We start from the raw sequence: 16,884 nt of genomic DNA, 5'->3' as shown, positions 1-16,884 counted from the left end.
CGAGCAGACATCCCCCCAGGTGGCGCGCGCAGCTGGACATCCCGCACAGCGGGTTAATGCGGCGGGTTGATCAGTGGCAGCAGATCAACCCGCCGTTTTTCATCCGGGGGGACGTGAAGATTTGGTGGGGCGCAAGCGAAAGGGACAGTCGTCTTGGCGCGCAGGTTCAGAGGTGAAAGCCACCACAAGGTGGATACGAAGGGCAGGGTCTCGATCCCGGCCTCTTTTCGCCGTGTACTTGAATCTTCAGACCCAAACTGGCAGCCCGGCGACAATCCAGAGCTCGTGATCGTCTATGGCGACCACCGGCGGAAATTCCTTGAATGCTATACCATGCAGGCGATTGACGAGGTCGATGAGAAGATTGATGCTCTGCCGCGCGGCTCAATGCAACGAAAAATGCTGCAGCGCATGTTTCACGGGCAGTCTTTTCCCACCACAGTCGATGAGACAGGACGTCTTGTTCTACCGGCCAAGCTGCGAACCAAGATCGGGCTTAAGGGCGAGGCATTTTTTATTGCTGCTGGCGACACGTTTCAGATTTGGAAGCCTGAAACTTACGAGTCGGAAGAGCTTGCAGCAGCTGAGGAATGGTTGGATGAACAGCCTGAGGACTTTGACCCCCTCGAATTCCTAGATGGCGTCGGGGAGGCGTAGCGGCATGGCCGACGCTGAAACCCCTTCTGAAAAACCTCACATCCCTGTTCTGCTGCGCCCTTTGCTGGCCGCCGTTGCGCCGGTGTCGGGAGTTTGGCTGGACGGCACCTTTGGTGCGGGCGGGTACACACGCGGCCTGTTGGACGCTGGGGCTGACAAAGTTATCGCCGTTGATCGTGATCCTTTGGCTTTTGAAATGGCTGCAGCGTGGGCGTCTGCCTATGGCGACCGGCTGGTGATGCAACAAGGCGTTTTTTCGCGTTTGGATGAATACGCTTTGGACCTGGACGGAGTGGTGTTGGACCTTGGCGTGTCATCCATGCAGTTGGATCAGGCCGAGCGTGGGTTTTCTTTCATGAAAGACGGTCCGCTTGATATGCGGATGAGCCAGGAAGGCGAAAGTGCCGCTGATCTTGTCAACACGGCGACCGAGGCGCAGTTGGCTGATATTCTTTTTTACTACGGCGAGGAGCGCGCGAGCCGCCGGATTGCAAAGGCCATAGTGAAGGCGCGGGCACAGGAGCCGATCACCACGACTCTGCGTTTGGTCGAAATCATCGAATCTTGCCTACCACGCTCGAAACCGGGCCAGTCACACCCAGCGACGCGCAGCTTTCAGGGGCTTCGGATTGCAGTAAACGCAGAATATGAAGAGTTGTTTCAAGGTCTTATGGCCGCCGAACGGGCATTGAAACCCGGTGGGCAGTTGGCTGTTGTAACTTTTCATTCGATCGAGGACCGGATGGTCAAACGATTCTTTCAGTCACGTGCGGGCAAGACGGGGCGGGCCAACCGTTATGCGCCCGAGGTGGAGCAGGAACAGCCGCAATTCACGCTCAAAACACGCAAGGCCATTGGACCGGATGCGCAGGAATTGCAGGAAAACCCGCGTGCGCGCTCGGCCAAGCTGCGTGTCGCGGTGCGGACAGAAGCTCCGGCGGGGGAAATTGAGGCCCGTGCCGTTGGGATGCCGCAACTCGGGGGAAGGGTGAAATGAAGAGTGTTTTGTATGTGTTGACGGCCTTGTCCGTGTTCGGGCTGGCGCTTTGGGCATATCAGGAAAATTTCCGTACCCAGCAGGTGGTTAAGGAGACACAGAAATTGCAGCGCGAGATCGGGATCGCGCAGGTGCGTTTGGCTGTATTGAACGCGGAATGGGCGTATCTCAACCGGCCTGACCGGCTGCGCGAACTAGCGGATCTGAACTTTGAACGTCTGGGTTTGTTTCCACTGCGTGCCGAACAATTCGGTCGGGCCGATCAGGTTGCCTATGCCGAGGACCCGGACCTGCCCATCGTTGATCCGATCGAGTTACAGGCCATTACCAGCACTCAGGCGCTGGGTGAGGTGCAGATTCCATGACACGGACACCGCTGCGCCCTCTGGCCCGTATTCTTGACGCCCGCGCGCGGGGCGAAAACCCCAAGGCCATCGAGCGTGAGAATATCCGTCAGCGTCACGAAGACATGAAAGACCGCGCCCGCGCTCGTGCTGAAGGGCGTCTCTTGGTGTTGGGTCTGTTCTTTTTCTGCGCATTCTCGGTCGTTGGCGTTCGCATGGGAATGCTCGCCACGTCCGAGGCGCAAGAGCCGCTGGCCAGTGCCCCCGGTGCCGCCATTGCCATGCAGCGCGCCAATATCGTCGACCGCGAGGGGCGCATACTGGCGACTAATCTGGATACCTACTCGGTCTATGCGCAGCCGCCTTTGATGATCGACCCCGAGGCCGCCGCTGATCAACTGGTTGCGATTTTCCCTGATCTTGAAAAAGAACGCCTGATCAAAGACTTCACCGGAAATCGTAAATTTCTGTGGATTAAGAAACGCATCTCGCCCGAACAGAAGCAGGCCGTCCATGACATTGGCGACCCGGGCATCCTGTTCGGCCCGCGTGAGATGCGGCTTTATCCCAACGGCAAGCTGGCCGCGCATATTCTGGGCGGCTCGGGCTTTGGTCGCGAAGGCGTCAGCGCCGCCGAGGTGATTGGTGTCGCGGGCGTTGAAAAGCAATTCGACGACTATCTGCGTGACCCGGCCAACGGTAACAAGCCTCTGCAGCTGTCGCTGGATTTGACAGTTCAGGCTGCGGTCGAGCAGGTTCTGTATGGCGGCATGAAGATCATGAATGCCAAGGGCGCGTCCGCCGTGTTGATGAACGCGCACACGGGTGAGGTCGTCTCGGCTGCTTCGCTACCGTCTTTCGACCCGAACGACCGCCCACGTCCGCCTACATCGGGCTTTGACCCGTCGGACAGTCCGCTGTTCAACCGCTATGTGCAGGGCGTTTACGAGCTGGGATCGGTTTTCAAGATTTTCACGGCCGCTCAGGCGGTGCAGTTGGGGTTGGTGAATTCCGAAACGATCATCGATACCTCGGGTCCGATGCGGATCGGACGTTTCCCGATCGGTGAATTCAACGGCAAGAATTACGGCAAGATTAGCGTGGCGGACGTGATCGTCCACAGCTCGAACCGGGGGACCGGGCGGCTGGCCTTGCAGATCGGCGCAAAACGCCAGCAGGATTTCCTTGAGGCGCTGGGTATGTTCGAACCTACGCCGTTTGAAATCGTCGAAGCAGCGGGCGGCGAACCGCTCAAACCCAAAAAATGGGGCGAACTGAGCACTGTAACCATTTCCTATGGCCACGGTCTTTCGACCAGCCCGATGCATCTGGCCGCGGGGTATGCGGCGATTGCCAATGGCGGTTACTATGTCAGCCCGACCATCCTGCGCAAGAACGGGCCGCAATATGGCCCGCGCGTCATGTCAGAGAACGCGGCCAAACAAGCGCAGAATATGCTGCGCCGCGTGGTGACGGATGGAACTGCAAGCTTTGGCGATGTTGCCGGATACGATGTGGCCGGCAAAACAGGCACGGCGGACAAGCCCAAACCGCGCGGTGGCTATTACGATGACAAGGTGATTGCCACTTTTGCGACCTTCTTCCCCGCTTACGATCCCAAATATGTGCTGATCGTGACCTTGGATGAACCGTCCATCGTTGCCTATGGTGAAAAGCGTCGGACGGCGGGTTGGACCGCGGTTCCCGTTGCCGCCGAGTTGATTGGACGCATTGCACCATTACTGGGCCTGCGTCCCCGGCTTGAGCCTGAGGCGAGCGCTGCTATAACCCTGACCTCGAATTAGGCTGTGCGGTAGAGGTGGGGCATGAGCGCAAGAACGAAAAAACTCAGCCAATTGGCCCTGACCGCGCGGGGTGGTGCAAATCCCGACATCACCGGCCTTGCCGTTGATAGCCGCGAGGTAAAGGACGGCTTCCTTTTTGCCGCTTTGCCCGGTAACCGCGTGCATGGTGGAGAGTTTATCCAATACGCGTTGAGAATGGGGGCTGCGGCGATCCTGACAGACGCCAAGGGTGCTGAAATCGCCGCTGAGGAGCTGGCCGCGTCGCACGCCGCGCTGATCTTGGCTGAAGACCCGCGTCAGGCACTGGCCGGGTGCGCCGCCCTGTGGTTCGGCGTGCAGCCTGAGACCATCGTTGCTGTTACCGGAACCAATGGGAAGACCTCGGTCGCCACCTTTGTCCGCCAAATCTGGACCGAGCTTGGACATGCGGCCGTCAACCTTGGGACCACGGGTGTCGAAGGGGCTTGGACAACCCCGCTGGCGCATACCACGCCGGAACCCATTACGTTGCACCGCTGCTTGGCCGAAGCCGCAGAAAACGGTGTGACCCATGCCGCGATGGAGGCGTCCTCGCACGGGCTCGAACAGCGCCGTTTGGACGGTGTGCATCTGACCGCCGCAGGATTCTCGAACTTTTCGCAGGACCATTTAGACTACCACGAAACTTTCGAGGCGTATTTTGCCGCCAAGTCCGGGCTGTTCGACCGCGTTCTGCCGCAGGACGGCACCGTTGTGATCAACATGAATGATCCTAAGGGCGCAGCCGTTCACAAAATCGCCGAGGTGCGCGGGCAATCGGTTCTTACGGTTGGGTCGGGCGATGCCGATTTGTGCTTGATGGGCCAGCGTTTTGATGCGACTGGGCAGGATTTGCGCTTTTCCTGGCAAGGCAAAGTGCTCCAAGCTCGCCTGAATCTGATCGGCGGGTTCCAGGCCGAAAATATTCTGCTGGCCTGCGGTCTGGTCATCGCGGCGGGTGACGACCCCGAGCGCGTGTTCGAAACCTTGCCGCATCTGACGACTGTCCGGGGCCGGATGCAACTGGCTGCCACACGCCAGAACGGAGCAACGGTTTTTGTCGACTATGCCCATACGCCAGATGCTGTGGCGACGGCGCTAAAGGCGATGCGACCGCATGTCATGGGGCGCCTGATCGCGATTGTCGGTGCTGGCGGTGATCGCGATGCAACCAAACGTCCGCTCATGGGCAAAGCCGCCGCTGATCATGCAGATGTTGTGTTTGTCACTGACGATAACCCACGCAGCGAAGATCCGGCGACCATCCGCGCCGCTGTCCTTTTGGGCGCACCCGAGGCCACCGAAGTGGGTGACCGCGCCGAGGCCATCCTGCGCGGCGTTGATGCGCTCCAACCCGGTGACGCGCTGCTGATTGCAGGGAAGGGGCACGAAACGGGCCAGATTGTCGGCGATCAGGTCTTGCCGTTTGACGACGTGGAACAGGCCAGCATCAGCGTGGCCGCGCTGGATGGGAGGGTGGCATGACGCTGTGGACCGCAGCCGAGGCTGCCGAAGCCACCGGCGGGCATGCAACAACCGACTGGGACGTGAATGGCGTGTCGATCGACACGAGAACCCTCCAACCCGGTGACCTGTTCGTAGCATTGAAAGCCACGCGTGACGGGCATGATTTCGTAGCGCAGGCCTTGGAAAAGGGTGCTGGGGCCGCGCTGGTGTCGCGCATCCCTGATGGTGTTTCCGAAGATGCACCGCTGCTTATCGTAGAGGATGTCCAGGCCGGGCTGGAGGCGCTGGGCAAGGCCGGGCGCGCCCGCACCGGCGCGCGTGTGGTGGGTGTCACCGGTAGCGTGGGAAAGACGTCGACCAAGGAAATGCTGGCCACCATTTTTGAGATGCAGGGAAAAACTCATGCCAGCGTCGCCAGCTACAACAATCATTGGGGCGTACCACTGACGTTGGCGCGGATGCCACGTGATGCCGAATTCGCCGTGATCGAGATCGGTATGAACCACCCCGGAGAGATTGCGCCTTTGGCCCGTCAGGCCCGGCCGCATGTGGCATTGGTGACGACCGTGGCGGCGGTGCATCTGGAGGCTTTTGATTCAGTTGCAGGCATCGCACATGAAAAAGCCGCCATTTTCGAAGGGCTTGAACCTGGCGGTGTGGCCATCGTGAATGCCGATATTGAACATGCAAACATTCTGCGCCGGACCGCGCGGGATCAGGGTGCAAAGATCGTCGATTTTGGCCGCAAGGCTGCGGATTACATCCTGACCGGCGTTGCGCAAGTAAACGGCTCGGTCCGCGCAGATGCAACATTGGGAACCCACGCCTTTACATACGATGTGCAGTCGGCGGGTGCTCATTTCGCCATGAACGCTCTGGGTGCTTTGGCGGCCTGCATTGAGATGGGCGTTGATCTTAACGACGCAATTGCTGGCCTGAAGCAATGGTCGCCGGTCAAAGGGAGGGGCGTGCGCGAAATCTTACCCTTGGCTACAGGGGGCCAGATCGAGCTGCTGGACGACAGCTATAACGCCAACCCCACCTCGATGGAGGCTGCGCTGGATGTTCTCGCAGCGTCCAAAGCCGCGCGCAGGATCGCGTTTCTTGGGGATATGAAAGAGTTGGGCGGACAGGAAGTCGCCATGCATGCCGGGTTGGCAGGCGTTGGCGCGATAGCGCGGGTGGATCAAGTCCACAGTATCGGTCCGCTGATGAAGGCGCTGCATGACGCGCTACCCAAAGACAAGCGTGGGCGGTGGTATGAATCCAGCGCTGAAATGGCTGAGCATCTGCCGGAGCTTGTCCGCGCAGGCGACACGGTGTTGGCCAAAGGTTCACTGAGCATGGCGCTGGCTCAGATTGTTGACGGTTTGCGGAAAATGGGGCAAGGGGTCGCGCCTGGCTCATGATCGCCGCGTTGGAAAGGTTTTGACATGCTGTATTGGTTGACCGCCCTGTCGGATGGAGGCGATTTCTTTAACCTCTTCCGCTATATCACGTTCCGTGCGGGCGGGGCCTTTTTGACTGCGCTGATTTTTGGGTTCATCTTTGGCAAGCCCCTGATCAACGTGCTTCGAAAGAAGCAAGGTAAGGGTCAGCCTATCCGGGATGACGGCCCCGAGGGGCATTTTTCCAAGGCGGGAACGCCCACAATGGGCGGGTTGCTGATCGTTGGCGCGTTGGCGACGTCAACGCTGGTCTGGGCGCGGTGGGATAACCCTTATGTTTGGATGGTGCTGTTCGTGACACTGGCCTATGCCGCGATTGGTTTTGCGGATGATTTCGCCAAGGTGTCGAAACAAAACACCAAGGGTGTGTCGAGCAGGATGCGACTGGCGCTGGGCGTGATAATTGCCGTTCTGGCGTCGCTTTGGGCGTCATTGCATCATCCCGAAGCCTTGCAGAACCAGATGGCGGTTCCGGTTTTTAAGGACACCCTGGTCAACCTTGGGATTTTCTACATTCCCTTCGCGGTTGTGGTTATCGTAGGGGCAGCGAACGCGGTAAACCTGACCGATGGTTTGGATGGGCTGGCGATCATGCCTGCAATGATCGCGGCGTCGACCTTGGGTGTCATCGCCTATGCCGTCGGGCGGGTCGACTTCACCGAGTATCTGGATGTGCATTACGTGCCGGGAACCGGAGAAATCCTGATCTTTACCGCAGCATTGTTTGGGGGCGGGCTTGGGTTCCTATGGTACAACGCCCCGCCTGCGGCTGTGTTTATGGGCGATACTGGATCGCTGGCCTTGGGCGGCGCGCTGGGCGCGATCGCAGTGGCGACCAAGCACGAGCTGGTATTGGCGGTGGTCGGTGGATTGTTCGTGGTCGAAGCGCTGAGTGTGATCATTCAGGTGCTTTATTTCAAACGAACCGGGCGGCGTGTTTTCTTGATGGCACCTATTCATCACCACTATGAGAAAAAGGGCTGGGCTGAGCCGACAATCGTGATCCGCTTTTGGATTATCTCGCTGATCCTTGCGATGATTGGCCTTGCGACTTTGAAGGTCCGGTAACGCTCCCGCCAGGTTCGGCGGACCTGCGGTCCACCTGCCACCTGTTGGGCCGGGCTCGCGCTGCCGCGCGAGCCTTTTGCTGCCCTTGCCATCAGTGATTTCTTCTGCGCAGTGTGGCGGCGAATTGGACGTCAGAAAAAGGTGGGTGGCATGATCCCTGTGAAAGGGTTCTCGGGTCAGAAGGTTGCGGTTTTGGGGCTTGGTCGGTCAGGTCTGGCCGCGGCCCGCGCATTGCGGGCTGGCATGGCCGAGCCGCTTTGTTGGGATGACAATCCAGCCGCGCGGGAAAGGGCCGAGGCTGAGGGGCTCGTCTGTGTTGATCTGCTTCGCAACGGTGCCTTCGAAGGGGTCGCGTCGCTGATTGTATCGCCGGGTATTCCGCATCTTTATCCCGAACCAAACCCGGTTGTTGCAGCCGCGCTAGAGGCAGGCGTTCCGGTAGACAACGACATAGGGCTGTTTTTCCGGTCCTTTGCAGGGCCAGAATGGAACAGCTATGACACCCCGCCGCGTGTGATTGCGGTGACGGGGTCGAATGGGAAATCAACCACTGCGGCATTAATCCATCACATTCTGACCGAAGCCGGACGTGAGGCACAGTTGGCGGGCAATATCGGGCGCGGAGTGCTGGATATCGAACCGGGCGGGGATGGGTCCGTGGTTGTTCTTGAACTTTCCAGCTATCAGACCGAGCTGGCGCGCGCGTTGACGCCAGACGTGGCCGTGTTCACTAATCTTTCACCAGATCATCTAGACCGGCATGGCGGGATGGGCGGCTATTTTGCCGCCAAACGTCGTTTGTTTGCCGAGGGTGGCCCAGACCGCGCCATCATCGGGGTGGATGAAAAAGAAGGCGCGTTTTTGGCGGGGCAGCTTTCGGAGGGGCCGGTTGACGATCGCGTGATCCGTATCTCGGTGTCGCGCAAGCTGACCGGGCCGGGCTGGCAGGTCTTTGCGCGCAAGGACTTTCTGTCTGAATATCGTAAAGGTCGCCAGGCTGGATCAATCGACCTGCGTCAGATCAAGGGGTTGCCGGGCGCGCATAATCATCAGAACGCCTGCGCCGCCTACGCGGCCTGTCGCGCCCTAGGTCTTGCACCGCGTGTGATCGAGGACGCGCTTCACAGCTACCCCGGCTTGCCACATCGAAGCCAGATCATCGCCGAAGCTAACGGCGTAACTTATGTGAACGACTCAAAGGCCACCAATGTAGAGAGTGCCTTGAAAGCCTTGGGCGCATTCAAGAAAATCAGGTGGATTTGCGGCGGGCTTGAGAAAGAAGGCGGCTTGGCGGCCCTGAACGCCGCAGCAGACCAAGTGATCAAAGCCTACGTGATTGGGCGCGAGGCTGCTAGCTTTGCCATGCAGCTAAAAGCTGAGGCGCAGGTTTGCACAACGATGGAGGAAGCCGTTGCGCAAGCCATGGTTGATGCGCAGCCGGGTGAGACTGTGTTGCTTGCGCCAGCAGCGGCTAGTTTCGATCAATACGATAACTTCGAACAGCGCGGAGAAGACTTTACCGCGCAAGTTCGGCAAAGGCTTGCGGAATAGCCATTTGCAATAGACCGCCTGTTCGGCCAAGCTAGGGTGCTATCAGCTTGACGCGCCTTGGCAATTGCGTTTGGCTTCGGGCAAATGCAACACGAGGTTATGACTATGCCATACCGTAAGTTTTCTTTGATCCTTCCCGCTTGTCTGGCGGTTGCCGCCTGCACCAATGTGGGCGCAAATTATGTCCCAATCGTTGATGGGCCAGTTGGACCGAATTACCAATCCGACCTGGCGAATTGTCAGGCCTTGGCAAGAACACAAGGCACTGTGGACGGCAGAACGGCCGGTGCGGCAGCGGTTGGTGCTGCGGGTGCCACGGCAACCACCGCAATCATTCAGGACAGCAGCGACAATCTGGGCCGTGCAGCGGCGGCGGGTGCTTTGGTCGGAGCTGGCGCAAGTGCGATCAATAACACCCAGAACCAGGAAGTCATCGTGCGCAACTGCATGCGCGGACGTGGCTATAACGTCGTAGGCTAACGGGCCGCGATGGCTGTTCCCGCGGCATGGCCAGAGGACCACGCCCACTGGAAGTTGTAGCCGCCCAGCCAACCGGTGACATCGACCGCTTCACCTATTGCATAGAGGCCGGGGACATCCCTGGCCTCCATTGTTTTTGAAGACAGGTCATCAGTATCGATCCCGCCCAGAGTGACCTCGGCGGTGCGATAGCCTTCGGTGCCTGAGGGGGTCAGTTCCCAGTTGCGAAGCGCTGCGGTCAACTCAGTCAGTGCAGTGTCGGACTGGTCGGCCAGATTGCCCTGCAACTGGATGTTCTGGGACAGGTAATCCACAAGCCGCGCGGGAAGGTGACGCGCCAATTCTGTGGTCAGCGCCTTGCGACCTGCGGCCTGTCGCTGATCTCGCAGCAGGTTAAACAGGGGCAGATCAGGGATCATGTTGACCCGGATCGCTTCACCTTCGCGCCAATAGGACGACAGTTGCAGCACCGACGGTCCGCTGAGGCCGCGATGGGTGAACAGCAGCGCCTCGTCAAAGCTGTTGCGGTCGTTGGACAGACGTACGGGCAAGGATACCCCCGACAGGTCTTTGAACTTACCGTCCGAGAATGTGAAGGGCACAAGCGCGGCGCGCGTATCGGTGATCCGCAGGTCGAATTGGCGGGCAATATCATAGGCCAGCCCGGTTGCACCCATCTTGGGGATTGACTTGCCACCTGTGGCCAGGACCAGGTTGGTGCAGGTCACACTCAGGCGCTGCCCCTCGCGGTCAAAATCCAACATGAACCCTGAGTCCGTCTTGCGCAGGTCCTTCAAATCGGTGCGCAGCCACAGCTCAGCCCCGGCACGGTCCATCTCGGACAGCAGCAGTTGAATAATCTGCTTCGACGACCCATCGCAGAACAGTTGGCCCAAAGTTTTCTCATGCCATGCGATCTTGTGGCGCCCAACCAGATCAATGAAATCCCACTGTGTGTAGCGCGCCAATGCGGATTTGCAGAAATGAGAGTTCTGCGACAAGAAGTTGTCGGGCCCAGCATGCATATTGGTAAAGTTGCAGCGCCCACCGCCCGAGATGCGAATTTTCTCACCCGGAGCTTTTGCATGGTCGATCACCAGAACGCGCCCGCCGCAATGGGCCGCGCACATCATGCCGGCAGCACCGGCCCCCAGAATGATCGTGTCAAAGGTCATGGGCAGCGCATGGCGTGAATTGTGCCGGATATCAAGTGGAAGCGGACCAGAAAGCCCATGTAAGGGAAACGATAGCTGTTGTGGTAAACTTCTGAAGCCGCGGACATCAAGATGGATCCGCGCTGAAGGAGGGCACCCCAATGATTATGCGCATTTTCCAAGTCACGGTTCGACCCGGTAAAGAGGCGGAATTCTCAGAGTTCTTCCATGAGACCGCAATACCCCTAATGAAGAACACAGAAGGTATTGTTGAGGTCCTTCCGGGTGCCCCGCGTTCGGAAACGCCGCGTGAATTCAGTTTCGTTATGGTCTGGCGCAGTTTGGATGCGTTAAAGGCCTTTGTGGGTAAGGATTACAACAGCCCGCATATCGATCCGGCCGAAGCTGAATTGGTCGAATCCCGGACGATCAAGCACTACGATCTTGTCGAATAAGCAGGTCTGCGGGATAGGAAATCATATTCCTTACCCGGAACCGCAGCTTTTGGGGGCCAATTTCCGCTGTTGTGCCCTCATTCCGCTAGCCCAAATGCCAAAATCCCTGTAGACTCATTATTAGACCTCGAAAAACGGGGCGTGGATGAGGCAGAGAGTGGCGGTATCTCATGACTGAGATGGTGTATGGCGCGGTCCAGGACCAGCGCGGTGAACCGATTCTACCAAAGTGGTGGCGCACGATTGATCGCTGGACCATGTCCTGCGTGCTGATCCTGTTTGTCATCGGGCTGTTGCTTGGGTTGGCTTCATCGCCACCGCTGGCAGGCCGCAACGGGTTCGATCCGTTCCACTATGTCGAACGTCAGGCGATCTTTGGTGGATTGGCGCTGATTGCGATGCTGTTGACCTCGATGATGTCGCCAACGCTGGTGCGGCGTCTGGCCATTCTTGGGTTTTTGGGTGCTTTCGTGGCGCTGGTCTTTCTGCCCGTTTTTGGCACCGATTTTGGTAAAGGCGCGGTGCGCTGGTATTCGCTGGGTTTTGGCTCGCTGCAGCCATCCGAGTTTCTGAAGCCCGGCTTTATCGTCGTAGCCGCATGGTTGCTGGCCGCATCGCAGGAAATTAACGGCCCTCCGGGGCGGCTTTGGTCGTTTGCGTTGTGCATGGCGATCGTTGGTATGCTGGTATTGCAGCCCGATTTCGGGCAGGCCTGCTTGATCCTCTTTGGCTGGGGCGTGATGTACTTCGTGGCCGGAGCGCCGATGCTGCTGCTGGTGGGGATGGCCGGGGCGGTCGTGCTGGCCGGAATGCTGGCCTATTCGAATTCGGAACACTTTGCCCGTCGGATAGATGGTTTTCTGAACCAAGAAGTCGATCCGACCACGCAAATCGGCTATGCCACCAACGCCATCCGTGAAGGTGGATTGTTCGGTGTTGGCGTGGGCGAGGGGCAGGTGAAATGGTCACTGCCCGACGCGCACACGGATTTCATCATTGCGGTCGCGGCCGAGGAATACGGCCTTGTTCTGGTCCTGATCATCATTGCGCTCTACGCGCTGATCGTCGTGCGGTCGTTGCTGCGCCTGATGCGCGAAAGGGATATGTTCATCCGTCTGGCCGGTACCGGTTTGGCCTGCATTTTTGGCGTTCAGGCCATGATCAACATGGGGGTCGCAGTGCGGTTGCTGCCCGCCAAGGGCATGACGCTACCGTTTGTCAGCTATGGCGGCTCGTCACTTATTGCGGGCGGGATTGCGGTTGGCATGTTGCTGGCCTTCACCCGAACCCGCCCTCAGGGCGAATTCGGTGACATTCTGCGCGGACGAGGTTGATGAGTAAACCGTATCTTCTGATTGCTGCGGGCGGCACCGGCGGGCATATGTTCCCCGCGCAGGCGCTGGCCGAGGCGATGCTGCACAAGGGGTGGCGCGTACGTCTGTCTACCGACCCGCGTGGTGCGCGTTATACCAGCGGCTTTCCGCATTCGACTGAGATTGTCGAGGCGTCCTCTGCCACTTTCGCGCGCGGTGGTCTGGCCGCCAAGGCGCTGGTCGGACCCAAAATTGCGGGCGGCGTGACCAGCATGGCAATGCAGATGATGCGCGACCGACCGGATGTTGTTGTGGGGTTCGGCGGCTATCCCTCAATCCCTGCGCTGGGCGCGGCAACCTTGCTGAACGTCCCGCGCATGATCCATGAACAGAACGGGGTTCTGGGGCGGGTCAACAAACTGTTTGCAACCCGCGTTTCGCAGGTCGCCTGCGGCACTTGGCCGACCGATTTGCCCCAGGGCGCCAAAGGGGTCCACACTGGCAACCCTGTCCGTGCCGCCGTTCTGGAACGCGCAGCAGCCGGCTATATCCCGCCTGGCGATTATCCGATGTCGATTCTGGTGATGGGTGGGTCGCAGGGCGCGCGCATCCTCAGCGACGTGGTGCCTGGCGCTATTGCCGCTTTGCCTGAAGATCTGCGCGGCCATATCCGTGTTGCCCATCAAGCCCGCGACGAGGATGGCGCGCGTGTTGCGGCGTTCTATGCTGATCACGGTATCAGGGCCGAAGTCGAGCCTTTCTTTCAGGATGTCCCGCGCCGTATTTCGGACGCGCAACTGGTTATCTCACGCTCAGGCGCGTCCAGTGTCGCCGACATTTCGGTTATAGGAAGGCCATCGGTTCTGATCCCGTTTGCTGCCGCTGCTGGCGACCACCAGACTGCTAATGCCCGTGGGTTGGTGCAGGCGGGTGGGGCGATCATGATCCCCGAGAATGCCCTTGACGTTTCCTCGCTGACCGAGCAAATCACCTCAGTTCTGACCAACCCGGAAGCGGCGCAAAAGATGGCCCAAGCCGCCTTGTCGACGGGCACCCCGGATGCAACCGAGCGCTTGGTGCATCTTGTCGAAGATCTGGCGCAGAAGGAGATCGCATGAATCCTGCAACCAAACTGCCGCAAGACGTGGGGCTGATCCATTTCGTGGGGATCGGCGGGATAGGGATGTCTGGAATTGCCGAGGTGCTGCTGAACCTGGGGTATCGTGTTCAGGGATCAGATCTGAAGACCTCGAAAATCACGGATCGGCTGGCAGGTCTGGGGGCTGAGATTTTTGTAGAACAACGCGCAGAAAACCTTGAAAACGCTGCTGTCGTTGTGGTGTCGACCGCGATCAAACCGGGCAACCCGGAACTTGATGGTGCGCGTGCGCGAGGGCTGCCCGTTGTGCGCCGCGCCGACATGCTGGCCGAGCTGATGCGGTTGCGCTCGAACATCGCTGTTGCCGGAACCCACGGTAAGACAACCACGACTACGATGATGGCCGAGTTGATGGTTGCAGGTGATTTTGACCCGACCGTGATCAACGGGGGTGTCATCCACGCCTATGGCTCAAACGCCCGTATGGGGCAGGGCGAATGGATGGTTGTTGAGGCCGACGAATCCGATGGGTCGTTTAACCGTCTGCCCGCAACCATCGCCATCGTCACCAATATCGACCCCGAGCATATGGAGCATTGGGGCGATTTCGACAAATTGCGCGATGGGTTCTACGAGTTTGTTTCGAACCTTCCGTTCTATGGTTTGGCTGTGTGTTGCACCGACCACGCCGAGGTGCAAACGCTGGTGGGTCGTATTACCGACCGCCGCGTGCGAACCTATGGCTTCAACGCGCAAGCGGATGTGCGGGCGGTGAACCTGACATACAAGGGCGGGGTCGCGCATTTTGATATCCACCTGCAATACGAAGACACCGTAATCGAGGGGTGTACCTTGCCCATGCCGGGCGACCACAACGTGTCGAACGCACTGTCTGCTGTCGCCGTGGCTCGTCACCTCGGCATGAAAACTGCCGAGATCCGCAAGGCATTAGCCAATTTTGGCGGAGTCAATCGCCGCTTTACCAAGGTTGGTGAGGTCGAGGGCGTGACGATCATCGACGACTACGGCCATCACCCAGTTGAAATCGCTGCCGTCCTGAAAGCAGCGCGTCAGGCAACCGAGGGTCGCGTCATCGCCGTTCATCAGCCGCACCGCTACTCTCGCCTGTCCAATCTGTTCGAAGATTTCTGCACCTGCTTCAACGACGCTGATGTGGTCGCCATCGCGGATATCTTCGCCGCCGGAGAAGACCCGATCCCCGGTGCCTCACGCGATGATCTGGTGCAGGGCCTGATCCGCCACGGCCACCGCCATGCCCGCGCTCTGTTGAATGAGGATGACCTTGAGCGCCTCGTGCGTGAGCAGGCCCGCCCCGGCGATATGGTTGTCTGTCTCGGTGCAGGAACCATTAGTGCATGGGCAAACGGTTTGCCCGTAAGACTGCAAAGAAAACAAGCAGTTTGACCCAAACTGATATTTGTCGCACAACTTGCAAGTGTGACAACCGCACATTTACCACTGCGCGCCTTCGGAGAGGCCAATGGACTATTCGATGACCTTTGCGGCCCTCTGGGTGATATGCGCCACAGTCGTTGGATTGCTTCCGATGCGGCTACAATTTCCACCGGGTTTCATTTTGCTGATCTGTGCGCCGGTTCTGATCATCTGGCTGGGTTATGACCACGGCTGGTTCTGGTCGGTTCTGGCGTTCGGAGGTTTCGTGTCAATGTTCCGCAACCCTATCCGCTTTTATTGGCGCCGTTGGACCGGGCGGGAGGTTGCTGAATGAACTGGTCGATCGCCCTTGCCGCGCTTTGGGGCGTCGCAGCAAATGTACTGGCGATGCTTCCCAGCAAGGATAATCACTGGACCCGAGCCTATATCCTGGTTGCTGTCGGCATCCCAATTCTGGGATATGTCACGTATGAAAACGGCCCGTGGATCGGGCTGCTTGTTCTGGCTGCGGGTATATCCATGCTGCGTTGGCCAGTGATTTACCTGGGGCGGTGGCTGCGCAATGTCATGCGGTCTGCGCCGTAGAGGTTGCAGCTTGCTTTGTGCTGCGAAATTCGCGATCTAGCAGACATGACATCTCTTCCTGTTCCGCGCGGCAAGCTTTCTGAAAATCGGTCCTTGAATGACCTGACATGGCTCCGTGTTGGCGGTCCTGCGGATTACCTGTTCCAACCCGCCGATGTTGACGACCTGAGGGCGTTTCTGCGCGATCTGCCAGCGGGTGTTCCTGTCTTTCCAATGGGCGTCGGATCGAACCTGATAGTCCGCGATGGCGGCTTGCGTGCCGTGGTGATCCGGCTGGGGCGGGGCTTTAACGCGATCAATGTCGAGGGCAACACCGTCACCGCAGGCGCGGCAGCGCTGGATGCGCATGTGGCGCGCAAGGCGGCGGATGCGGGGGTGGACCTGACCTTTCTGCGGACGATCCCAGGTTCGATTGGTGGTGCAGTGCGCATGAATGCGGGCTGCTATGGCAGCTATACGGCGGATGTGCTGCGCAAGGCCACAATCGTCACCCGGCAGGGTGCGCTTGTCGACCTGACCGCCGAAGACCTGAACTTCCGCTACCGCCAGTCCGACCTCCCAGAAGGCGCGGTGCTTGTTTCAGCCACCTTCGACGGCCCCTCGGGCGATCCTGATGAACTTCACGCCCGCATGGAAGCACAACTGAAAAAACGCGACGAAACCCAACCCACCAAGGATCGCAGCGCCGGGTCCACCTTTCGAAACCCTGCCGGGTTCTCTTCGACGGGCCGGGCTGATGACGTTCACGACCTCAAGGCGTGGAAGGTGATCGACGATGCTGGTATGCGCGGGGCTGTCCTTGGTGGTGCGCAGATGAGTCCCAAGCACTCGAATTTTCTCATCAACACCGGGAACGCAACTGCCGCAGACCTGGAAGGTCTGGGGGAAGAGGTGCGAAAAAAGGTTTACCAAACAAGCGGCATCACGCTAGAATGGGAAATCATGCGGGTTGGCGATCCGCTGACAGATTAAAGCCCCAGACGTCGCTCCATAACAGGCAATTAAAAGGCGGCGGATCAAAGGCATA

The 16,884-nt window shown here is 59.0% G+C and carries 17 protein-coding genes; 16 read left to right on the top strand and 1 reads right to left on the bottom strand.

Translation table 11 applies throughout. The features are described from left to right. Positions 1 to 153 precede the first annotated feature (153 nt). The 9 genes from mraZ to AC2FIT_RS13745 all read left to right on the top strand — a co-directional run bounded on the left by mraZ (position 154) and on the right by AC2FIT_RS13745 (position 9,835). A complete protein-coding gene (gene mraZ / locus AC2FIT_RS13785; protein WP_496830339.1) occupies positions 154 to 657 on the top strand; it encodes a division/cell wall cluster transcriptional repressor MraZ in 504 nt (167 codons plus the stop codon). A 4-nt stretch (positions 658 to 661) separates the two neighbouring features. Beyond that, positions 662 to 1,654, top strand: a complete 993-nt coding sequence (rsmH, locus tag AC2FIT_RS13780) for a 16S rRNA (cytosine(1402)-N(4))-methyltransferase RsmH (RefSeq protein ID WP_496830337.1) — start codon at positions 662 to 664, stop codon at positions 1,652 to 1,654. Next, complete coding sequence (gene ftsL, locus AC2FIT_RS13775) at positions 1,651 to 2,019, top strand: cell division protein FtsL (protein WP_496830335.1); 369 nt, start codon at positions 1,651 to 1,653, stop codon at positions 2,017 to 2,019. Before rsmH ends, ftsL begins: the two co-directional genes overlap by 4 nt. Continuing rightward, entirely contained in the window at positions 2,016 to 3,803 is a 1,788-nt protein-coding gene (locus AC2FIT_RS13770; RefSeq protein ID WP_496830333.1) for a peptidoglycan D,D-transpeptidase FtsI family protein, read from the top strand. Before ftsL ends, AC2FIT_RS13770 begins: the two co-directional genes overlap by 4 nt. Before the next feature lie 21 nt (positions 3,804 to 3,824). Beyond that, positions 3,825 to 5,306 carry a UDP-N-acetylmuramoyl-L-alanyl-D-glutamate--2,6-diaminopimelate ligase gene (locus AC2FIT_RS13765; protein ID WP_496830331.1) on the top strand — a complete coding sequence of 494 codons (1,482 nt, stop codon included), beginning with the start codon at positions 3,825 to 3,827 and terminating at the stop codon, positions 5,304 to 5,306. Next, positions 5,303 to 6,697 carry a UDP-N-acetylmuramoyl-tripeptide--D-alanyl-D-alanine ligase gene (locus tag AC2FIT_RS13760; protein WP_496830329.1) on the top strand — a complete coding sequence of 465 codons (1,395 nt, stop codon included), beginning with the start codon at positions 5,303 to 5,305 and terminating at the stop codon, positions 6,695 to 6,697. The genes AC2FIT_RS13765 and AC2FIT_RS13760 overlap by 4 nt, the downstream gene beginning before the upstream one ends. A gap of 24 nt (positions 6,698 to 6,721) precedes the next feature. Beyond that, a complete protein-coding gene (gene mraY, locus AC2FIT_RS13755) occupies positions 6,722 to 7,804 on the top strand; it encodes a phospho-N-acetylmuramoyl-pentapeptide-transferase (protein WP_496830327.1) in 1,083 nt (360 codons plus the stop codon). Between the two features lie 150 nt (positions 7,805 to 7,954). Continuing rightward, complete coding sequence (murD, locus tag AC2FIT_RS13750) at positions 7,955 to 9,355, top strand: UDP-N-acetylmuramoyl-L-alanine--D-glutamate ligase (RefSeq protein WP_496830324.1); 1,401 nt, start codon at positions 7,955 to 7,957, stop codon at positions 9,353 to 9,355. A 99-nt stretch (positions 9,356 to 9,454) separates the two neighbouring features. After that, positions 9,455 to 9,835 carry a glycine zipper family protein gene (locus AC2FIT_RS13745; RefSeq protein WP_496830322.1) on the top strand — a complete coding sequence of 127 codons (381 nt, stop codon included), beginning with the start codon at positions 9,455 to 9,457 and terminating at the stop codon, positions 9,833 to 9,835. Here the strand turns inward: AC2FIT_RS13745 and AC2FIT_RS13740 are convergent. Continuing rightward, positions 9,832 to 11,010 carry a BaiN/RdsA family NAD(P)/FAD-dependent oxidoreductase gene (locus tag AC2FIT_RS13740; RefSeq protein ID WP_496830320.1) on the bottom strand — a complete coding sequence of 393 codons (1,179 nt, stop codon included), beginning with the start codon at positions 11,008 to 11,010 and terminating at the stop codon, positions 9,832 to 9,834. The genes AC2FIT_RS13745 and AC2FIT_RS13740 overlap by 4 nt on opposite strands. Positions 11,011 to 11,150: 140 nt before the next feature. Between AC2FIT_RS13740 and AC2FIT_RS13735 the strand changes: the two genes are divergently transcribed. The 7 genes from AC2FIT_RS13735 to murB all read left to right on the top strand — a co-directional run bounded on the left by AC2FIT_RS13735 (position 11,151) and on the right by murB (position 16,829). After that, entirely contained in the window at positions 11,151 to 11,444 is a 294-nt protein-coding gene (locus AC2FIT_RS13735; RefSeq protein WP_496830318.1) for an antibiotic biosynthesis monooxygenase family protein, read from the top strand. Between the two features lie 170 nt (positions 11,445 to 11,614). Then, positions 11,615 to 12,778 (top strand): putative lipid II flippase FtsW, encoded by a 1,164-nt coding sequence (gene ftsW / locus AC2FIT_RS13730; protein ID WP_068335700.1) that lies wholly within the window; start codon positions 11,615 to 11,617, stop codon positions 12,776 to 12,778. Next, positions 12,778 to 13,875 (top strand): UDP-N-acetylglucosamine--N-acetylmuramyl-(pentapeptide) pyrophosphoryl-undecaprenol N-acetylglucosamine transferase, encoded by a 1,098-nt coding sequence (locus AC2FIT_RS13725; RefSeq protein ID WP_496830316.1) that lies wholly within the window; start codon positions 12,778 to 12,780, stop codon positions 13,873 to 13,875. The genes ftsW and AC2FIT_RS13725 overlap by 1 nt, the downstream gene beginning before the upstream one ends. After that, positions 13,872 to 15,281: a UDP-N-acetylmuramate--L-alanine ligase gene (murC, locus tag AC2FIT_RS13720; protein WP_496830314.1), complete on the top strand. Its 1,410-nt coding sequence runs from the start codon at positions 13,872 to 13,874 to the stop codon at positions 15,279 to 15,281. The genes AC2FIT_RS13725 and murC overlap by 4 nt, the downstream gene beginning before the upstream one ends. A 76-nt stretch (positions 15,282 to 15,357) precedes the next feature. Beyond that, positions 15,358 to 15,606 (top strand): DUF2484 family protein, encoded by a 249-nt coding sequence (locus AC2FIT_RS13715; protein ID WP_224890676.1) that lies wholly within the window; start codon positions 15,358 to 15,360, stop codon positions 15,604 to 15,606. Continuing rightward, positions 15,603 to 15,857: a DUF2484 family protein gene (locus AC2FIT_RS13710; protein WP_496830312.1), complete on the top strand. Its 255-nt coding sequence runs from the start codon at positions 15,603 to 15,605 to the stop codon at positions 15,855 to 15,857. The genes AC2FIT_RS13715 and AC2FIT_RS13710 overlap by 4 nt, the downstream gene beginning before the upstream one ends. Before the next feature lie 45 nt (positions 15,858 to 15,902). Beyond that, positions 15,903 to 16,829: a UDP-N-acetylmuramate dehydrogenase gene (gene murB / locus AC2FIT_RS13705; RefSeq protein ID WP_496830310.1), complete on the top strand. Its 927-nt coding sequence runs from the start codon at positions 15,903 to 15,905 to the stop codon at positions 16,827 to 16,829. Positions 16,830 to 16,884 lie beyond the last annotated feature (55 nt).

This window comes from Ruegeria sp. YTSA135 (assembly GCF_059610165.1).
Note: the sequence above shows the minus strand (reverse complement) of the source record. Positions and strands in the feature narration are given on the sequence as shown.